General features: G+C 56.8%; 17 protein-coding genes. 8 read left to right on the forward strand and 9 right to left on the reverse strand.

Translation table 11 applies throughout. The features are described from left to right. Nucleotides 1-117: 117 nt before the first annotated feature. From ACOSDR_RS09150 to ACOSDR_RS09180, 7 genes are all read right to left on the reverse strand, one after another. Nucleotides 118-630 (reverse strand): universal stress protein, encoded by a 513-nt coding sequence (locus ACOSDR_RS09150; RefSeq protein ID WP_420723511.1) that lies wholly within the window; start codon nt 628-630, stop codon nt 118-120. Between the two features lie 68 nt (nt 631-698). Further along, nucleotides 699-2,030, reverse strand: coding sequence for a bifunctional folylpolyglutamate synthase/dihydrofolate synthase (locus ACOSDR_RS09155; protein ID WP_420731030.1), 1,332 nt, complete (start codon nt 2,028-2,030; stop codon nt 699-701). 42 nt (nt 2,031-2,072) lie between these two features. Further along, the gene (accD, locus tag ACOSDR_RS09160) at nt 2,073-3,062 is read right to left on the reverse strand and encodes an acetyl-CoA carboxylase, carboxyltransferase subunit beta (protein ID WP_420731031.1); all 990 of its coding nucleotides are present in this window, start codon (nt 3,060-3,062) and stop codon (nt 2,073-2,075) included. 42 nt (nt 3,063-3,104) lie between these two features. Continuing rightward, a complete protein-coding gene (gene trpA, locus ACOSDR_RS09165) occupies nt 3,105-3,968 on the reverse strand; it encodes a tryptophan synthase subunit alpha (protein WP_420731032.1) in 864 nt (287 codons plus the stop codon). Further along, nucleotides 3,965-5,176 (reverse strand): tryptophan synthase subunit beta, encoded by a 1,212-nt coding sequence (gene trpB, locus ACOSDR_RS09170; protein ID WP_420731033.1) that lies wholly within the window; start codon nt 5,174-5,176, stop codon nt 3,965-3,967. Before trpB ends, trpA begins: the two co-directional genes overlap by 4 nt. Nucleotides 5,177-5,307: 131 nt before the next feature. Next, a complete protein-coding gene (locus ACOSDR_RS09175) occupies nt 5,308-6,144 on the reverse strand; it encodes a pirin family protein (protein WP_420731034.1) in 837 nt (278 codons plus the stop codon). A 57-nt stretch (nt 6,145-6,201) separates the two neighbouring features. Next, nucleotides 6,202-6,915 (reverse strand): DNA-3-methyladenine glycosylase I, encoded by a 714-nt coding sequence (locus tag ACOSDR_RS09180; protein ID WP_420731035.1) that lies wholly within the window; start codon nt 6,913-6,915, stop codon nt 6,202-6,204. Nucleotides 6,916-7,169: 254 nt separating this feature from the next. On the opposite strand from ACOSDR_RS09180, the gene ACOSDR_RS09185 reads away from it, so the two are divergent. The 5 genes from ACOSDR_RS09185 (at nt 7,170) to ACOSDR_RS09205 (ending at nt 12,038) form a co-directional block, all read left to right on the forward strand. Beyond that, the gene (locus tag ACOSDR_RS09185) at nt 7,170-8,297 is read left to right on the forward strand and encodes an extracellular solute-binding protein (protein ID WP_420723504.1); all 1,128 of its coding nucleotides are present in this window, start codon (nt 7,170-7,172) and stop codon (nt 8,295-8,297) included. An 82-nt stretch (nt 8,298-8,379) separates the two neighbouring features. Beyond that, a complete protein-coding gene (locus ACOSDR_RS09190; RefSeq protein ID WP_420731036.1) occupies nt 8,380-9,462 on the forward strand; it encodes an ABC transporter ATP-binding protein in 1,083 nt (360 codons plus the stop codon). Further along, on the forward strand, nt 9,455-10,489 hold the full coding sequence (locus ACOSDR_RS09195; RefSeq protein ID WP_420723502.1) for an ABC transporter permease: 1,035 nt from the start codon (nt 9,455-9,457) through the stop codon (nt 10,487-10,489). Before ACOSDR_RS09190 ends, ACOSDR_RS09195 begins: the two co-directional genes overlap by 8 nt. Nucleotides 10,490-10,500: 11 nt before the next feature. Next, the gene (locus ACOSDR_RS09200; RefSeq protein ID WP_420723501.1) at nt 10,501-11,319 is read left to right on the forward strand and encodes an ABC transporter permease; all 819 of its coding nucleotides are present in this window, start codon (nt 10,501-10,503) and stop codon (nt 11,317-11,319) included. 11 nt (nt 11,320-11,330) lie between these two features. Beyond that, nucleotides 11,331-12,038: a hypothetical protein gene (locus ACOSDR_RS09205; protein ID WP_420731037.1), complete on the forward strand. Its 708-nt coding sequence runs from the start codon at nt 11,331-11,333 to the stop codon at nt 12,036-12,038. 22 nt (nt 12,039-12,060) lie between these two features. Here ACOSDR_RS09205 and ACOSDR_RS09210 read toward each other — a convergent pair whose 3' ends face one another. Together ACOSDR_RS09210 and secA are read right to left on the reverse strand one after the other, a co-directional pair. Continuing rightward, nucleotides 12,061-12,651, reverse strand: a complete 591-nt coding sequence (locus ACOSDR_RS09210) for a hypothetical protein (RefSeq protein WP_420731038.1) — start codon at nt 12,649-12,651, stop codon at nt 12,061-12,063. Next, nucleotides 12,651-15,422: a preprotein translocase subunit SecA gene (gene secA, locus ACOSDR_RS09215; RefSeq protein ID WP_420723498.1), complete on the reverse strand. Its 2,772-nt coding sequence runs from the start codon at nt 15,420-15,422 to the stop codon at nt 12,651-12,653. The genes ACOSDR_RS09210 and secA overlap by 1 nt, the downstream gene beginning before the upstream one ends. A 249-nt stretch (nt 15,423-15,671) precedes the next feature. On the opposite strand from secA, the gene ACOSDR_RS09220 reads away from it, so the two are divergent. The 3 genes from ACOSDR_RS09220 to mutT are packed head-to-tail and all read left to right on the forward strand — an operon-like array spanning nt 15,672 to nt 18,256. Next, a complete protein-coding gene (locus tag ACOSDR_RS09220; RefSeq protein WP_420731039.1) occupies nt 15,672-16,532 on the forward strand; it encodes a peptidylprolyl isomerase in 861 nt (286 codons plus the stop codon). A gap of 32 nt (nt 16,533-16,564) precedes the next feature. Next, nucleotides 16,565-17,797, forward strand: a complete 1,233-nt coding sequence (gene argJ / locus ACOSDR_RS09225; protein WP_420723496.1) for a bifunctional glutamate N-acetyltransferase/amino-acid acetyltransferase ArgJ — start codon at nt 16,565-16,567, stop codon at nt 17,795-17,797. Between the two features lie 9 nt (nt 17,798-17,806). Further along, nucleotides 17,807-18,256, forward strand: coding sequence for an 8-oxo-dGTP diphosphatase MutT (gene mutT, locus ACOSDR_RS09230; protein ID WP_420731040.1), 450 nt, complete (start codon nt 17,807-17,809; stop codon nt 18,254-18,256). The last annotated feature ends 492 nt before the right edge of the window (nt 18,257-18,748 follow it).

Below are 18,748 nucleotides of genomic sequence, written 5' to 3' on the forward strand. Positions count from 1 at the left end.
CTCTCTCCGACTGTTGTTTCCAGATTGGAAATCACGCCGGCTAATTCTATCCATCCAGTGCACAGCATAGATGGCTTTTATTGACCTGACGTCAAGCCCTGGAGATCGCACCCCTGATCACGTCAGTTTTGCCACTTCCTCATCAGACAGCGATCCAGGCACGATGGTCAGGGGCACGCGCATGCTGGTTGCGCCCTGTTTCATCATATAATTTATGATCGGGCCAGGCCCTTCCGTATCGGTGCTGGCGGCCAGCACGACAATGGATATTGAGCGATCCTCGTCCAGCAATTTCAGCAATTCTTCACCCCGTTTGCCCTCACGCACGATCAGAATGGGCATGGTGCCGGAAATTTCCTGCGCGCGGCTGGACAGGTCACTCAAGCGGGCTTCTGCCTCTTCACGACGCTCATGCTGAATCAATTCCCCGACACCCAGCCAATGGTGGAACTCAGCGGGTTCCTGAACATAGAGCAGCGCCACGCGACCCCCCGTGTTTTTTGCCCGCAAGCAGGCAAACCGCATGGCGACCTGCATTTCTTCGCTGTCATCGACAACAACCAGAAAGACCCGATGCCGATCATCCGGGAGGTCCTCAGGCGGCCTGGCACTGTCCGTGCTTTCCGTCATTTCATCCCCACTAGCCGTATTAATGCTGTTTCTTATGGCCAAAGCTTATCATTAGATTTGGGGAAGCCCTAAGAATTTTCCACCAGAAGGCGTCCCGCCAGATACAGCGACCCACAGATCAACAGATGGGCCCCTTGCTGGTGTTTTGCCAATCTTTCCGCCGCCTCCAAGGCGCTTCCGGCGGTGGACGGGTCGGGCAATCCCGCTTCTTTTGCCATTGCGCATAGTTCTGTGGCGGAAAAACTGTTTTCCTCCCCCGGGATGGTGACCGCCTGAAAACTGGCAATCAGAGGTGCAAAGGGCCGCAGGAAGTCGACCGCCGCCTTGCTGTTCATCATACCGCAAATCACATGAACCGGGATGGATCGATCCCAACGGGCGATTTCATCGGCCAACGCAAGACCAGCAGCGGCATTGTGGCCGCCATCCAGCGTTACGGTCCAGTCGGGCAAGGCGCGCTTCAACGGGCCCTTTGTCAAGGTTTGCAGCCGGGCGGGCCATTCGATCTGGCGCAATCCCTCGCGAATCGCCTGATCCGGAAGATCGAACCCCTGATCCCGCAGGACCAGGGCGGCGGCGACGGCGGTGGCTGTATTGGCCTGTTGATGGGCACCAGGCAGGTTCGGGCGCGGCAACTGGCCAGACCAGGCCGCGCTGTCAAACCGATAGCCGCCATCCGGGCCTTCGGCGACGGACCATTCCAGCCCATGCCGCAGCAAGGGGGCCCCCACCCGTTGTGCATAATCAGTCAGAACCTGCTGCGCGACCGGGTCCTGGGGACCAATGACCGATGGGGTTCCAGATTTCTGTATCGCCGCCTTTTCCCCCGCAATGGCTGCCAGGCTGTCGCCCAGAAACTGGATATGATCCATAGAGATCGGGGTGATTATTGTGGCGGCCGGGTGGTCGACGACATTGGTAGAATCCAGCCTTCCCCCCAGGCCCGTTTCCAGCAACAACAGATCCCCCGGTGTTTCCGAAAATGCCTTAAAGGCGGCACAGGTCGTGATCTCAAAAAAAGTGATCGGGCGGCCTTCATTGACGGTTTCACAGTCGCTCAGCAAGGCCTGCAATGCCTCTTCATCAATCAATCGCCCTGCAAGGCGTATCCGCTCATGAAACCGCGACAGATGGGGGGATGTATAGACATGCACGCGGTAGCCTGCGGCCTGTGCAATGGCACGCAAGGTCGCGATGGTCGATCCCTTGCCATTGGTGCCCGCCACATGCACGACGGGTGGCAGTCGGTCCTGGGGGCGCCCCAACCGATCCAGTAGGTCCTGGGTACGCCCCAAGGACAAATCAATCACCTTGGGGTGCAACTGCATCAGGCGCGACAATATCTCGTCGCTGCCCTGCGCGCCGACATCAGACAGAGAGGTTTGTTCAGGGGCGATCATGGAGAACGCAACGCCTTTTCAAATGAACGGGTGCGAAACCTGTCAGGTCTTGGCGACAGTCTTTCCAGCCGGGTTTGCTGTTTGATCGGTTGGCTGAGACGCGTCAGGCGTTGGAATATCCAAATCCTGGCCCGTGCCCGACGTCGCTTTATCCGCAGCTTTTCCATTGCCTGTGTCAATGGTGCGCCCCGCCATCAGCAACGTGATCAGCCCATGCAGGGTTTCACGCTGTTTCGACCGCGGCACGACCAGATCGACCATGCCATGATCCAGCAAATATTCCGCCGTTTGGAAGCCTTCGGGCAGGGTTTCCCGCACCGTCTGTTCGATCACGCGCCGCCCTGCGAACCCGATGCGCGCGCCCGGTTCCGCCATGTGGATATCGCCCAGCATCGCGAAACTGGCAGACACGCCGCCCGTCGTCGGGTCGGTCAACATGACGATATAGGGCAATCCCGCCTCTTTCACTTCTTCCACCGCAATGGTCGTGCGGGGAAGCTGCATCAAGGACAGGAACCCTTCCTGCATCCGCGCCCCACCAGAGGAAGGAATCGCAATCAACGGGGCCTTTTGCATCACAGCCAGACGGGCCGCAGCCAGCATGCCCTCACCCACCGCCATGCCCATGGACCCGCCCATGAAATCAAAATTGAACGCGGCAACGACGACCTTCTGACCCAGCAGTTTCCCGTGGGCAACAACGATGGCATCCCCGCCATCGGTTTTCGCCTGGGCATCCTTCAAACGGTCTGTATAGCGCTTTTTATCGCGGAATTTCAGCGGGTCGATCTTCACCCGAGGCAGTTGGATGCGGGTATAGTCCGCATCATCAAACAGATGATCCAGCCGCTTGGTCAGGGGCAAGCGCAGGTGATAGCCGCAATGCTGACAGACATGCAGATGGCTTTCCAAATCCCGATGAAAGATCATCTGTCCGCAGCTTGGACATTTATGCCATAGATTATCTGGCACATCGGATTCACCCACCAGTGCCTTGATCTTCGGTTTCACCCAATTGGTAAGCCAGTTCATGAACCGGTTAGCCCCTCTGATCCTGATTGTGTTGGTCTAACGTTAGCTTCGCACGCCATCGGCCAGTGCGGCAACATAGTCTAGCACGGCCTGGGCGCACCCTGGCAAGGGAGCCCCTTGATCATCCAGATTCGCCTTAACCTGTTCGATAATCGCAGACCCGATGACCGCCGCATCGGCTGCCCGCGAAATTTCACGGGCCTGCTCTGGGCTGCGAATGCCAAAGCCCACGACAATCGGCAGATCCGTGTGCCGTCTGATCCGCGCGACGGCCCCCCGCACCGGATCGGCCTGTATTTCTTTCGTCCCGGTGATCCCCAGGATCGACACGTAATAGACAAAACCAGATGTGTTCTGCAGCACCTTTGGCAGGCGTTTGTCATCGGTCGTGGGCGTCGCCAGTCGGATGAAATTCACCCCGGCCTGCAGGGCTGGAATGCACAATTCAACATCTTCTTCCGGTGGCAGATCGACCACGATCAAACCATCAATCCCCGCAGCGATGGCATCCTGTAGGAACCGATCCACGCCATAGGAATAGATCGGGTTGTAATAGCCCATCAGCACCAGCGGTGTTTCAGGATGTCTGGCCCGGAATGCGGTCGCCATCGCCAGGGTCTTCTTCATCGTCTGACCATTATGCAGGGCGCGCAGGCCCGCTGCCTGAATTGCCGGTCCGTCGGCCATGGGATCAGTGAAGGGCATACCGATTTCAACGATATCCGCCCCTGCATCCGGCAGGCCCAGCAGAATTTCCAACCCGGTTTCGTAATTCGGATCGCCTGCGGTGATATAAGTAACCAGTCCGCCGCGCCCTTCCGCCTTCAGCGCCGCAAATCGCGCCGCAATGCGCCCTGAATCCGGCGCAATCGCCACTGCCGCCTCAGTCACTGCCGCCTCACTCACAGCTTCACCCCTAACAGATTGGCGATGGTGGTGACGTCCTTGTCCCCCCGACCGCATAAATTCATCACGATGATATGATCTTTTGGCAGGTCAGGCGCGATCCGCATGACATGGGCCAGGGCGTGGGACGGCTCCAGCGCGGGGATGATCCCCTCCATCTTGCAACAGAACTGAAACGCCTCAACCGCGTCCATATCAGTCGCCGACGCATAGATCACACGGCCTGTATCCTTCAACCAGGAATGTTCCGGCCCGATGCCTGGATAATCCAGCCCGGCAGAAATCGAATAAGGTTCGACCACCTGACCATCCTCATCCTGGATCAGATACATGCGGTTGCCATGCAGGACGCCTGGGCGCCCGCCGGTCAAAGAGGCAGCATGCTCTCCTGTCTCTATTCCCTTACCGGCGGCTTCAACACCGATGATATTGACGGATTTGTCGTCCAGGAACGGATGGAACAGGCCCATCGCATTCGACCCGCCGCCGATACAGGCGACCAAAGTGTCGGGTAGACGGCCTTCCGCTTCCATCATCTGTTCTTTGGTTTCATTGCCAATCACGGATTGGAAGTCGCGCACCATGGCGGGATAAGGATGGGGTCCGGCCACCGTCCCGATGATGTAGAACGTATCTTCGACATTCGCGACCCAATCGCGCATCGCTTCGTTCAAGGCATCCTTCAAGGTCTTCGATCCGCTTTCCACCGCCTCGACCTCGGCACCCAGCAGCTTCATGCGAAAGACATTGGGGGATTGGCGGGCCACATCAACAGACCCCATATAAACCTTGCAGGGCATATCAAACAGCGCACAGGCCGTTGCGGTCGCAACACCGTGCTGACCCGCGCCGGTTTCGGCAATGATGCGGGTCTTACCCATGCGGCGCGCCAGCAGGATCTGGCCCATGACATTGTTAATCTTGTGGCTGCCGGTATGGTTCAGCTCATCGCGCTTGAAATAGATTTTCGCGCCGCCCAGATGCTCGGTCATGCGCTTGGCAAAATACAGCGGGCTGGGCCGACCGACATAATGCTTTGCATAATAGTCGATTTCCGCCTGAAAGCTTGGATCCGCCTTGGCATCTTCATAGGCTTGCTGGACCTGAAGGATCAGCGGCATCAAGGTCTCCGCGACGAAGCGCCCGCCATAAAGACCAAAACGCCCGCTTTCATCCGGACCGGTGCGATAGGAATTTAACTGTTGCATGGGTATCAGACCTTAACTGTTCCGTGACCCCCCACGGCCCGCAATCGGGTATTTTGTGCGAGGTCGGTTCTAAACCAGCAGCGGGGGCCTGTCCATACAGTGGATTTCAAGTGAAAGATTTCGATGTTTTCTTAACCCGCCAGCCGTCCATTCTGAAAGTCTTCCACGGCTTGGATCAGTTCATCGCGGGTGTTCATGACAAACGGGCCATAGCGGGCGACGGGTTCGTTGATCGGCGTGCCTTCGCCATAGAACAGGGCGGCACCGTCGGGGCCTGCGGTGACATCCACAGTGCCGCTGCCGCCCAGTTGCGCCAGGGACGGTGCGATGACAGCACTGTCCTTGCCCTGATCAGACGGGCCGGTGACTTGGCCTTCATAGACACAGAAGAAAGCATTCCGGCCCGGTGGCGTGTCAATTGACATCTTTGCGCCCGGTTGAGCATTAATGCGCAACAGGCGGATCGCGGTTGCTGTTTTGGCCGGGCCGGTTACATCTCGATACGTGCCCGCAATGACATGTACGGACAAATCGTCACCTTCCACCGTTGGAATCTTGTCCGCGGTCAGATCCTGATAGCCTGCCGGTGTCATCTTATCGGCAGCAGGCAGATTGACCCATAGTTGAAAGCCGCGCATCCGGCCTTCGATCTGTTCAGGCATTTCTGAATGGATGATACCACGCCCGGCAGTCATCCATTGCACATCGCCCGGGCCGATGATTCCCGCACCGCCTGTTGAATCCTGATGGCGTAAGCGGCCATCCAGCATAACGGTCACAGTTTCGAAGCCACGATGGGGATGATCCGGGAACCCGCCGACATAGGCGTTGGGATCATTATTGTCGAAGCGGTCCAGCATCAAAAAAGGATCGATCATGTCGCATTGCTGTGTCCCGATCATACGGGTCAGGCGCACGCCGTCACCATCGGATGTTTCCAGTCCTTTTAGCACCTTCCCGATATACATCGCGCCACTCCATCGTCGTTGTTTCGTTATCTCTATATAATACTGCGCGACACAGGGTTAATCGGCCTCCTGGGAAACAGTCTGATCGTAATTTTCACCAATGGACAGGGCCAGAATGCGCGACATTTGCACGCCACTGAGGCCGGATTGCTTGCGCCAGATGTTAAATTGCGCCTGAATTTTTGCCAAATCGCCTTTGGATGTCGGCATATCGGCAACATCAATACCCGCCTCCCGGATCGCCGCCACAACATCGCGAGATAACACAAAAGCGTCCCAACCGACCATGCGCAAGAGGTACTGTCCAGTGGCACCCCCCAGGCGGGATCCCCGCTTTGACAGGAACGCCATCAGACCAACCTGATCCTCCTGAGGCCAGGCCGCCAGGAATGCGCCAAAACTGCCATGTTCCGCAGCAATGTCCTGTACAAACAGGGCGTTGGCATGAACCGCCCTGATCTTTTGCGCGTGGCGCACGATGCGGGTGTCACTGGCCAGATCATGCCAGAATTCATCGGGCTGAAAGCATAGAGGACCCGGCTGAAACTCCAAAAACGCCGCTTCAAATCCCGGCCATTTATGATCGATAATCCGCCAGACAAAGCCCGACCGAAAGATACATTTCGCCATCGCGGCCAGGATGCGGTCATCACCCAGCATTTTCAATTCAGACGGATCCGGGGCGCGGGAAACCAAGCGGGCCAGAGCTTCCTCTCCTCCCTTCCGTTCGGCTGCGCGTTTATGAATTTTTGCGAAAGATTTTATCGCCATGGCCCATCATCCGATTTGAGAACAGAGAATACATCCAAAAAGCAAACCCCGAAAAGCACTTGCGGCATGCCCCTTGCTGCATCGCGAAACCGTCATACGCCGGTCACCAGAAGTCCATGGTTTCGTCATGCAACGGAAACAGCACCTTCACCAGATCGTCAAGCATTGCGGGTATGCCAGTTCGCATCGGTCAACCATGCCGGTACGACCGCTCTTTACACATTTCAAAAATGACCGAAAGAAGGAATGACTCTATGTCCGTGACTCGCCGTTCCCTGCTGAAAAGCTCTGCCGCCGCGACCGCCGTGGCGATTGCTGCGCCTGCCATCCTGCGCGCCCATGACGCCCTGGCCTCCTCCGGGCAGGTCGATGTCTATGCCTGGGGTGACTATATCAAAGAAAACATGATCCAGAAATTCGAAGGCGACACCGGTATCAAAGTGAACCTGTCGACCTATGGCTCCAACGACGAAGCCGAAAACAAGCTGCGCGCCGCCGGTGGCAAAGGGTTTGACGTGATCTTCCCGTCCATCACCAACGGCCCGAACTATTATCCAGACAGCCTGTTGGCTCCGCTGGATGAAAGCAAGGTCAAGATGGACAACATCATCCCGTCGATGGTCCGTGACTCCTTCAATCTGGGTGCCACCTATCGCGGCAAGCGCTATCTGCTGCCCTTCGACTGGGGCACGGAAGCCATTACCTTCAATTCCGAAAAGATGCCGATGAGCGATGCCGAAGTTTCCTTCGGCTCCCTGTGGGTTCCTGAAGCAAAAGGTGCATCCGCCTTCCGTCAGAAATCCGTGATCATGGGCGTTGCGATCTATTTGGACGCAACCGGTGAAGTCCCGTCCAACCGCGCCATGGACATCTATAAATCTGAAGAAGATGCCCGCCGCGTTTGGGATGCCTGCACCAAATTCATCCTGGCGCATAAGGAAAACATCGCCGCGTTCTGGAACAATGCCACCGAAGCAACCTCTGCCTTCACCGATTCCGGCGCCTTGATCGGTCAGACCTGGGATACGACCGGCCTGTTGCTGAACCGTGAAGATGCAAAATGGAAATACCGCATGCCGAAAGAAGGCGGCATCACCTGGATGGATTCCATGGGCGTGACCTCCGGCGCAGCCAATACGGACCAGGCCTATGCCTTCATCAACGCCATGCTGGAGCCGGAAATGGCCGGCATGTTCGCCATGAACACCGGGTATAATTCTGCTGTGAAAAGTGCTGCGGACTTTGCCGGTGATGAATACCAGAAGCAATTCAACGAAGTTTACACAGATGCCGCCCTGGCAAATCTGTGGTGGTGGCAGGCTGACACCCCATACTTCGCATCCCTGCGTCAGGAATATGTAGAGAAGATCACCAACTCCTAACGCGTCCTATTCGGGGTCCGGGCGATATTTTAACGCCTGGACCCCACTTTCTTTCGTTACTTTTTCAGAATTGGGGGCTTTTATGCGCGGGAAAGATGTTCGTCTGGAAGATGTTGTGATGCGTTTTGGAAGCTTCACAGCCGTCCAGCAAACCAATTTAACAATCGAAGCCGGTGAGTTTTTTTCTATTCTAGGGCCATCAGGATGTGGGAAGACCACGATCCTGCGCATGGTTTCGGGGTTCATTGATCCCAGCGAAGGCCGGGTGTTGATCGGCGGGGAACAGATGAATGGCCTGGGGCCTGCGAAACGCCCCACAGCCCTGATTTTCCAGAATCTTGCCCTGTTTCCCCTGATGACCAATTGGGAGAATGTTGCCTTTGGTTTGGAAGCCCGGGGTGTTGCAAAGGCCAAGCGTCGCGACCGCGCCTATGAACTGATGGCGCTGGTTGGTCTGCAGGGGCATGAAGAAAAAACCCCCAACGAATTATCTGGCGGCCAGAAGCAACGCGTCGCCATCGCCCGCGCCCTGGCCGTGGAACCCGCCGTTCTGTTGCTGGACGAGCCATTGTCAGCGCTGGATTTGAAACTGCGCCAGTATATGCGCGCCGAATTGAAGGAAATTCAGCGCAAAACCGGCGTTACCTTCATCTTCATTACCCATGATCAAGGCGAAGCCCTAACCATGTCCGACCGGATTGCGGTGATGAAGGCCGGAGTGGTGGAACAGGTTGATACCGTCGATAATCTCTACGCCCATCCCCGGACGCCCTTCGTGGCGACCTTCGTTGGCGAAAACAACGTCCTTGAGGGCAAGATTTCGGACCTCCAAGACGGATATGCCGTCGTTGAAACCCAGCAGGGTGCAATTCGCGGTATCAATCAGGACAAGGCAACTGTTGGCGACAAGGCCATGGTATTCGTCAGGCCAGAGCGCACAAAACTGCTGAACGGAGCGGCCCTGGACAATACCTTCGACGTGGATTTTGAGCGCCGCGATCTGGAAGGTGCCTTCGTCAATCTGTTTTTTAAGACCAACACAGGCTCCATCATCGTCCATGAAGCCAATCTGGGTCAGCACAAAGAGCTGGAAGGCCGCGCGAAGATCGGGTTCAACGCATCGGACGCCATCGTCATGCGATCGGGGGAATTGAGCGATGAATAGCCTGATCCGCAGCTACGGGAAGGGTCTGACCGGCATTTTCATAACCCTAACGGCGTTCTGGCTGTTGCTGCTGATTATCCTGCCGCAGGCCTTCATGCTGGACCAATCGCTGTGGTCGATCGACAAAGACGACCAGTTGGGTATGAAGATCGACCGCGCCTATTCTGATCTGGGTCTGCTGGAATATGATGTCCAACAGGCCACCGGCGATACCAAACCCGCCGTCCAGGCGAAGATTGACGCCCTGAAAGAAGAAATCTCAACGCTGGAGTCTCAGGAAACCGATCCGCCCAGAGAGTATGGGTTGCAAAATTATACCCGCATGTCCTCCCTGCATTTCTCAATCTTCGTGAAAAGCATTGTCTATGCCCTGGCAGTCACAGTTCTGGCCTTTGCGGTCTGTTATCCAGTTGCCTTTACCATCGCCAAGCTGGCGACCCCCCAGCGCGCCGCGCTGTTGATGCTGGGGCTGATTATTCCCTATGCGATCAACGAATTGCTGCGGGTTTATGCCTGGCTGATGATCCTGGATTATCAGGGGGTGATCAACAGCCTGCTGGCCTGGATGGGGGTTGTCAGTTTTGCCGACAAGACCTGGGTCCCATTCCTGGAATATCCAGGCTCTGTCTTTGTCGCCCTGATTTATGCCTATGTCCTGTTTATGATTTTCCCGATCTACAACACCGTCGATACGTTGGATAAAAACCAGTTAGAGGCGGCGCAGGATCTGGGCGGGTCGGTGTTCCTGACCCATTGGCGGGTGGTTCTGCCCCATGCCAAGCCCGGTATCGCCGTAGGGTGCATCATGACCTTCATGCTGTCTGTTGGCTCCTATTCCGTGCCGCAGATCATGACGCGGGGGAAATCGGGCGACTGGTTCTCGCAATTGATCTATCGACAATTCTTCGAAACCCAGAACTGGAATGTGGGCGCAGCCTATGCGTTCAGTCTGGTTCTTGTCTGCCTCGCCTTCATCCTGATCATGATGAAGGTGTTCAAGGTCGGCATTCGCGACATTTCGAAATAGGGGACGATGGGATGAGCACGCAATCCAATGGACCCGGACTGTCGGGCCTGATTTTGAAAATTTATATCGGGGTGTTCTTTGTCTATCTCTTTGCCCCGCTTTTGGTGATGTCACTGGCCGCCTTTAATTCCTATGAATATCCGTCTGTGACGCAATGGCGCGGCTGGACCCTGCACTGGTTCGGAGAATTGGCGCAGGATGATCGCATTCTGCAAGGGATCGTGAATTCTGTGCTGGTCGCCGTGGGCGTTGTGGGGCTGTCCCTGCCGCTGGGCCTGTCAGGGGCGCTGATCCTGACACGCCTGCAAAGCCGCTATACCAATGTGCTGTATGCGGTGTTGGTCTCTCCGCTGCTGATTCCCGGCATTATTCTGGGGATTTCCACCCTGATCTTCTGGGGGCGGGTCGATGTGCCAGGCGGATTGTTCCTGACGGTCCTGGCGCAGACCAGCTTTATCGCCTCCTATTCCATGCTGCTGTTCATGGCCCGGCTGCAACGCCAGGATCGGGTTCTGGAGGAAGCAGCCCTGGATCTGGGCGCATCCAGCTTTTTCATGTTCCGTCGGATCACCGTCCCTTTTCTGGCCCCCACCCTGATTACCGGGGCTGTTATTGGCTTTCTGCAATCGATTGAAAACTATAACACGACCATATTCGCCATTGGCGGAGACTGGACATTGGTAACAGAGATAGGCTCGCGCTTTCGTTTTGGCCTGTCACCGGTTATCAATGTGATCGGGGTTCTTTTCGTGGTCCTGACCGTCATCGCCGCGACGCTCTATACGATCCAGAAAGAACGGGAAAAACAACGCCGCGCCGCCTTGGGATAAACAGACCCGCTGTGAGCATCGACATCACCTTCCGTTGCCCGCCTGAATGGCAGGACGTGCTGCCCCGACCCATTTCAGGGCGGCAGGGGTTGCCCGACTGGCTGAAAACCATGCCATCTGAGGCCCACAGCGCGCTGCTGGGTCAGGACGTGCGGACGGTGAAGCAATGCCCGCCCTTTCTGGATGCGATGGGCGGTGGCTGGATGATGCCCCTGCTGTGTGATGTCACGGTGCAGGACGGGCTCACCTTTTCCTGGGATTGGGACCTGCCGGTCAGCCGCCTGGATCGATTGACCCGTGCGCCGCTCTCCTGGCATCCCTCCGCCCAGTTGGATGGGGTACCCTTTGCTGAGCCGGGGATGGCCGCTCTGAAATTCAACTCTGCCTGGACGGTTGAGGTACCAAAAGGCTGGTCGGTGCTGTTTACGCATCCGGTCAATCGACTGGACCTGCCCTTCCAGACCTTAACCGGATTGGTCGATTGCGACGCCTTCAATACTGGCTTCGTGCATTTCCCGGCCCTGTGGCAGGATCGGGATTGGACCGGGACCCTACCAAAAGGCACCCCTGTCGCCCAGCTTTGGCCCGTGCCCCGCGCTATGACCGCGCATTTCGAAACGCTGGAAGGGCCATATGCCGATCAGGTTGAAGAAACCCTGGATCTGATCGGCCAGGCGCGCGGCGGGTATCGAAAGAACCACCGCGCATCGGACCACTGATCCTAGATAAGACCAAAAAGCATCACACCAGTGCAGAAGATTCGATAAGGCTAAACCGCCCTTTTGAGCGGCGGGTGAGGGCTTTGGATACGTCCGCTCTTAACTCTGCCCGCTCTGCCTTCAGGGCAGCCCCTGCCGCCTCTGCTTCGTCCAGACGCCCCAGTTCTGTCAATGCTCGGATCAGAAGCAAACGATCCTCTGCGCTGGCCTGAACAGCCAGTCCCTGGACCGCCTCTGCAGCCTTCTCCCAATATCCAAGCTTGAACATGGCAACAGAAACGCCGCGCAAGGCATCTGGATCGTCCGGAAAGGCCTGAAGACAATCGCCTGCTTGTTGCAATTGCCCTAGATCGATCAGAGCCAGACCCCGCTCAATTTGCGCATTACGATGATCCGGTGCGGACCTAAGACATCGGTCCAGCCAATAGAGCGCGTCCTTTCCACGCCCTTCTCGGCGCAGGAAAACCGCAAAATTATAGGCTGTTTGGGGCGGTGCGGACGGTGCACTTGCCGCTTTCTTAAACAGCGTTTCCGCGCGCTCCAGATCACCGGCCTGATAGGCCGCAAGGGCATCCTGGGTCAGTGCGGCAATTTTGGTCGCCGCCCCACCCATCAGGCCTTACCGTGGCATTGTTTGTATTTCTTGCCTGATTGACAGGGACAAGGCGCATTGCGCGGAATCTTACCCCATGTGCTGGGATCGCCCGGATGCACATAGCGCCCGGTCGCTTCATGCAGGACATAGCCTTTCGGCGCCGTTTCTGCAGTCAATGGCTTGTCAGACTGGGACGGGCCAGGGTTTGACAGGCTGCGGCTCTTCAACTGCGCAATGTCTTCATCTGCGGCTGGTTTTATGGCCTGCTGGGACTCTGTTTCCCGCTGCTTTTCCATCGCCTCTTCGACATTGGTGCGCAGTTCAACATGCGACAGCACCTGGGTCACCTGGCTGCGCAAACCAACCAAGAGCGATTCAAACAGGGCAAAGGCTTCGCTTTTATATTCATTCAGCGGGTCCCGCTGCGCAAAGGCGCGTAGACCGATCCCCTGGCGCAGATGATCCAACTGCAGCAGATGGTCCTTCCAGGCATTGTCCAACAGTTGCAGCAACAGGCTGCGTTCCGCAATGCGCATCACGTCGGGGCCATATTTTGAGGCCTTTTCGGCCATTTTGCGTTCCACGGCGGATGTGATCCGGTCCCGGAATTCTGTATGACCGACGCCTTCTTCTTTCGCCCATTCCGCAATTGGCAGATCCAGGGCAAACAGGCGGCGGCATTCTTCATGCAGGGATTCCAGTGCCCATTCTTCCGGCAATACCTTTTCCGGCACGCAGCGATTGACAACATCGTCAATGGTTTCGGCCCGCATGTCGCGGATCGTTTCATTGACGTCCTCGTCCCGCATCAGGTCTTTGCGTTGTTCGAAGATCACCTTGCGCTGATCGTTCATCACATCATCGTATTTCAGCAATTGCTTGCGGATTTCAAAGTTGCGCGCCTCAACCTTGGACTGGGCCTTTTCCAGCGCCTTGTTGACCCAGGGATGGACAATCGCCTCTCCCTCTTCCAGACCCAGTTTGCGCAGAACACCATCCATCCGTTCCGACCCGAAGATCCGCATCAGGTCGTCTTCCAGACTGACGAAGAATTTCGATTCCCCTGGATCCCCCTGGCGTCCGGCGCGACCACGCAACTGATTGTCGATGCGGCGGCTTTCATGACGCTCTGTTCCCAGAACGAAAAGACCGCCTGCTGCCAGGACTTCCTTATTCTTGGTCGCGATATCGTCGAGGATTTCCTGTTTCTTCTGGGCGATCAGCGCCTCGTCCTCAATGCCGTCCAATTCGCGCTGGACCCGCAATTCCATATTGCCGCCCAATTGAATATCCGTTCCACGACCGGCCATATTGGTGGCGATGGTCACCGCACCCGGCACACCGGCCTCACCGATAATAAAGGCTTCGCTTTCATGATGACGGGCATTCAGGATCTGATGTTTGATCCCGCGTTTCTTCAACTGACGGGAAAGGTCTTCTGATTTCTCGATTGAAACCGTGCCGACCAGAACCGGCTGCTTTTTCTTATTGCACGCAACGATCTGTTCGATCACCGCCGTGTCGCGCTCCGCAGAGGTGCGATACACCTCGTCATCATTGTCCTTGCGCGCCATGGGCTTATTGGTCGGTACATCCACCACATCCAAGCTGTAAATCTCGGAAAATTCACCCGCTTCTGTCAGGGCTGTCCCGGTCATGCCTGCCAGTTTGGGATACATGCGGAAGTAATTCTGGAATGTGATAGACGCCAGGGTCTGGTTTTCCATCTGGATTGCCACATTTTCCTTGGCCTCCAAGGCCTGGTGCAGCCCTTCGGAATAGCGCCGCCCTTCCATCATCCGACCGGTGAATTCATCAATGATGATCACCTTATTGTCCTTGACGATGTAATCGATATCCTTGGTAAACAGTTTATGGGCGCGCAGGGCCTGATTCACATGATGGACGACGGTGACGTTCTGCACGTCATACAGACCGCCTTCCCCCAACAGGTCCGTCTTTTCCCGCAACAGCGCTTCGATATGTTCCGTCCCCTGATCGGTCAGGGTCACGGCGCGCTGTTTTTCATCCTTTTCGTAATCATCCTGGGTCAGATGCGGGATCAAGGCATCGACCGTCATATACATGGTCGATGAATCATCGGTCGGGCCCGAAATGATCAAGGGGGTGCGGGCCTCATCGATCAGGATCGAGTCGACCTCATCAATGATCGCGAAATTGGGTTCGCGCTGGGCCATCTGCTCCAATCGGAATTTCAGATTGTCGCGCAGATAATCAAAGCCAAGCTCATTATTGGTCGCATGGGTGATGTCACAGCGATAGGCATGCTGGCGCGCGTGTTCGTCGATACCCGGCACCACTACCCCGACTGTCAGGCCCAGAAATTCGTAAATCTTACCCATCCAGACAGAGTCACGACGGGCCAGATAATCATTCACCGTGACGACATGCACACCCTTGCCTGACAGGGCGTTCAGATATACCGGCAGCGTCGCGACCAGGGTCTTGCCTTCACCGGTTTTCATTTCCGCAATCTTGCCCTGGTGCAGGACCATCCCGCCGATCAGCTGCACGTCAAAATGCCGCATGCCCAGAACGCGTCTGGCGGCCTCGCGAACCGTTGCGAAGGCTTCATTCAGAATGTCGTCTTCGGTTTCACCCTCTGCCAGGCGCTTGCGAAACTCTGCCGTTTTGGCCTGCAGGGCAGCATCATCCAGCGCCTTGAACCCCTCTTCCAGGGCCCCGATCGCCTCAGCGCGTTTGCGCAAAATCCGAACAGTCCGGTCATTCGCAGACCCAAATACGCTTTTAAGCAAGCCGCCGAGCATGAAAGACGTCACTTTCAAGTTTTTGCCAGAAGAACCCTGGGCGTGAAGACACAAAGACAATCGGGTTTTCAGGCCCGATGACACTGCGATTGGAGATAAGGGTCCAACGCCGCTCTGTCAACGTACCCTTGCCGCAAGTGTCCGTCAGTTCTGCTTGTGATCCCCGGCTATCCATGGTTTCGTGCGCCCGAAATCAGGTCGCAAAGCCGTCCTGAAACATTGCCCTGCGACACTTTAGATGAGGATACCATGCCGTTTTCTATTAACGCCCTTCGTTCGACACTTTCCATTGCTGTACTGATCGGCGGCCTTACCTGTGCGGCGTCCGCGCCCACATTGGCGCAATCCGATGATAAGACCGTCGCCATCGTGAATGGCACCGAAATCAAGCAATCGGAATTGGTCAATTTCTTTCAGGATTTGCCCAAGGAAGTGCAAGGGGCTGGCATGCAGGGGATCTATCCGTTGCTGCTGGAAGAAGTGATCGGCCGACACGTCATTGCCGACAAGGCCCGTGCCGCCGGGGTGCAGGACGACCCGGAACTTCAGGCGCGCCTGAAGCAGGTCGAAAACGAATTGCTGTATAATTACTATGTCATCAAGGAAGCGGAAAAGCAGGTCGATGATGCCGAAGTTCGCGCCCGCTATGACGCGCTGGTCGCACAACAGGCGCCGGGCCAGGAAGTTGATGTCAGTCACATTCTGGTTGAAACAGAAGACGAAGCGAAAGAGATCATCAAGGAGATCACAGATGGTAAGGATTTCGCTGAACTGGCCAAAGAACGGTCCCAGGATCCTGGCTCTGCCAGCAATGGCGGCAGCTATGGCTGGAGTCGTAAGGGACAGTATGTGAAACCCTTTGAAGATGCAGCCTTTTCGCTGGAACCCAACACATTCACGGCAGAACCGGTAAAGACCCAGTTCGGCTGGCACGTCATCCTGGTCAAAGGCAAACGCGATATCCAACCGCCCAGTTTTGAAGAAGTCGCACCCCGCATTCGGGAACAATTGGCGGAATCCAAAGTTCGGGGTATCATTCAGGAGGCCATTAAAGGGGCCACTGTTGAGCGCTTTGATATGGACGGCAATCCGATGCCGGCCGCCCAATAAAAAACTGACTTCAACCAGCAGAAGGCACCGCCATGGCAACGACCAAATCCCCGTTCGCTCCCAAGAGTTTCACGACCCTTCCGGAAGTAGCGGGGGTTCGCCTGGGGGGCATTGCCGCCGGGGTGAAATACAAAGGTCGCCCGGATTTGTTCATGGCGGAACTGGATCCGGGCACCACAGTAGCAGGGGTGTTGACCACCTCGCTGACCCGGTCTTCTGCGGTTGATTGGTGTGCCCAGGTCCTGAAGAAGGGTGCTGCCCGAGCCATGCTGGTGAATGCTGGCAACGCCAATGCCTTCACCGGCAAGGCGGGCATGGAAGGGACCGAGGCAATGGCGGAAGTCGCCGCCGCCGCCGTCGGGTGCAAAAAGAAAGAGGTCTTGGTTGCCTCAACCGGCGTGATTGGCCAGAAACTGCCCACCGACCGGATTTCAAAGGCTGTACCCAGGCTGCATGCCAATCTGAAACCCACTGGCTGGCCGACTGCTGCGCGCGCCATTATGACGACGGACACATTTCCGAAAGGCGCATCGGCGACCTGTGAGATTGGTGGCGTTGAGGTCACTATTGCAGGCTTTGCCAAAGGGTCCGGCATGATCGCACCGGACATGGCGACCATGCTGGCTTTCGTCTTTACCGATGCAAACATCCCCCACGCCGTACTGCAAAAGCTGTTGCGCAAGGCAACCGACAAGACCTTCAATTGCATCACCGTTGATGGCGATACCTCGACCAGCGATACGCTGTTATTGGCCGCTACTGGTAAAGCTGGAAACACAGCGCCCAAAAAGGCATCGGACAAAGCGCTGAAAGGCTTCCGGGCGGCCTTGCTGGATGTGCTGACACAATTGGCCCATCACGTTGTGAAGGATGGTGAGGGTGCATCGAAATTTGTCACCATCGATGTGACAGGGGCGGCTTCTGACGCGGCAGCCCGAAAGATCGGCCTGTCGATTGCCAATTCTCCGCTGGTAAAGACCGCGATTGCGGGCGAAGACGCCAATTGGGGCCGCATCGTCATGGCCGTTGGCAAGGCAGGAGAGCGCGCCGACCGTGACCGCCTGACGGTCGCCATGGGCGGCACCGTCATTGCGGAACAGGGGGAAGGCGTGCAGGGCTATGATGAAGCCCCCGTCACCGCCCATCTGAAGGGCCGGGAGATTGATATCGAAGTCGATGTTGGTGTCGGACGCGGCAAGGCCCGAGTCTGGACCTGTGACCTGACCCATGGCTATATCGACATCAATGCCGATTACCGAAGCTAGCCAATTCTGATGAGTGGATGTTGGGATGCCAGTGGGGGGCTTGCAGAGGCACAGCGGGATGTGAAAACCCTGCTGGTGGTCGCAGTTGCCCTGCTGGACAAGGACGGTCGCATTCTGCTGTCCAAACGGCCGGAGGGTAAAAAGCTGGCGGGCCTTTGGGAATTTCCGGGTGGCAAGGTTGATCCTGGAGAAACGCCTGAGCGTGCCTTAATCCGGGAATTGCAGGAAGAATTAGGCATTGATACACGGGCTAGCTGCCTGGCCCCAATCGGCTTTGCCAGTCACGCCTATGAAGACTTCCATTTACTGATGCCACTCTATGTCTGTCGCGTCTGGCAGGGCACACCCCAAGGCCGCGAAGGCCAGGAACTGGCATGGGTTCGTCCGCAGCGCCTGGGCGATTATCCCATGCCGCCTGCCGACATCCCCCTGATCGCCCAATTGCGCGATTGGGTTTAGGAACGCGCAGCCGCATAAAAATCGTCACCCCGGACCTGATCCGGGGTCCAGGGCGGCAGGCAGCGATTTAGATGTTCCACCCTTAACAGCCAACACCATTCTCATCCTGAGGAGCGGCAACGCCGCGTCTCGAAGGAGGGGATGTAAGGGCGGTGCTTTCAGCGGGCACACCCTTCGAGACGCTGCGCTCCTCAGGGTGAGGCGCTGGTTTATTGATCCGGAGTCCAGGGCGGCAGGCGCGATTGGTACGTGTGGCCCTGGATACCCGCCTGCGCGGGTATGACGAGGGTGGTGTGAAGTCCCCTCTTTTTGAAGTTAACCGCAAAGGGCGCAAAGAAGGGGTAAGGACGCTGAGGGGCCGATACTCGCATTTTTCGTCACCCCGGACCCTGATCCGGGGTCCAGGGCGGCAGGCAGCGATTTAGATGTTCCACCCTTAGCAGCCAACACCATTCTCATCCTGAGGAGCCGCAACGCCGCGTCTCGAAGGAG

The sequence above is a fragment of the Hwanghaeella sp. 1Z406 genome, assembly GCF_048892425.1.
GTDB lineage: Bacteria > Pseudomonadota > Alphaproteobacteria > UBA8366 > Aestuariispiraceae > Pacificispira.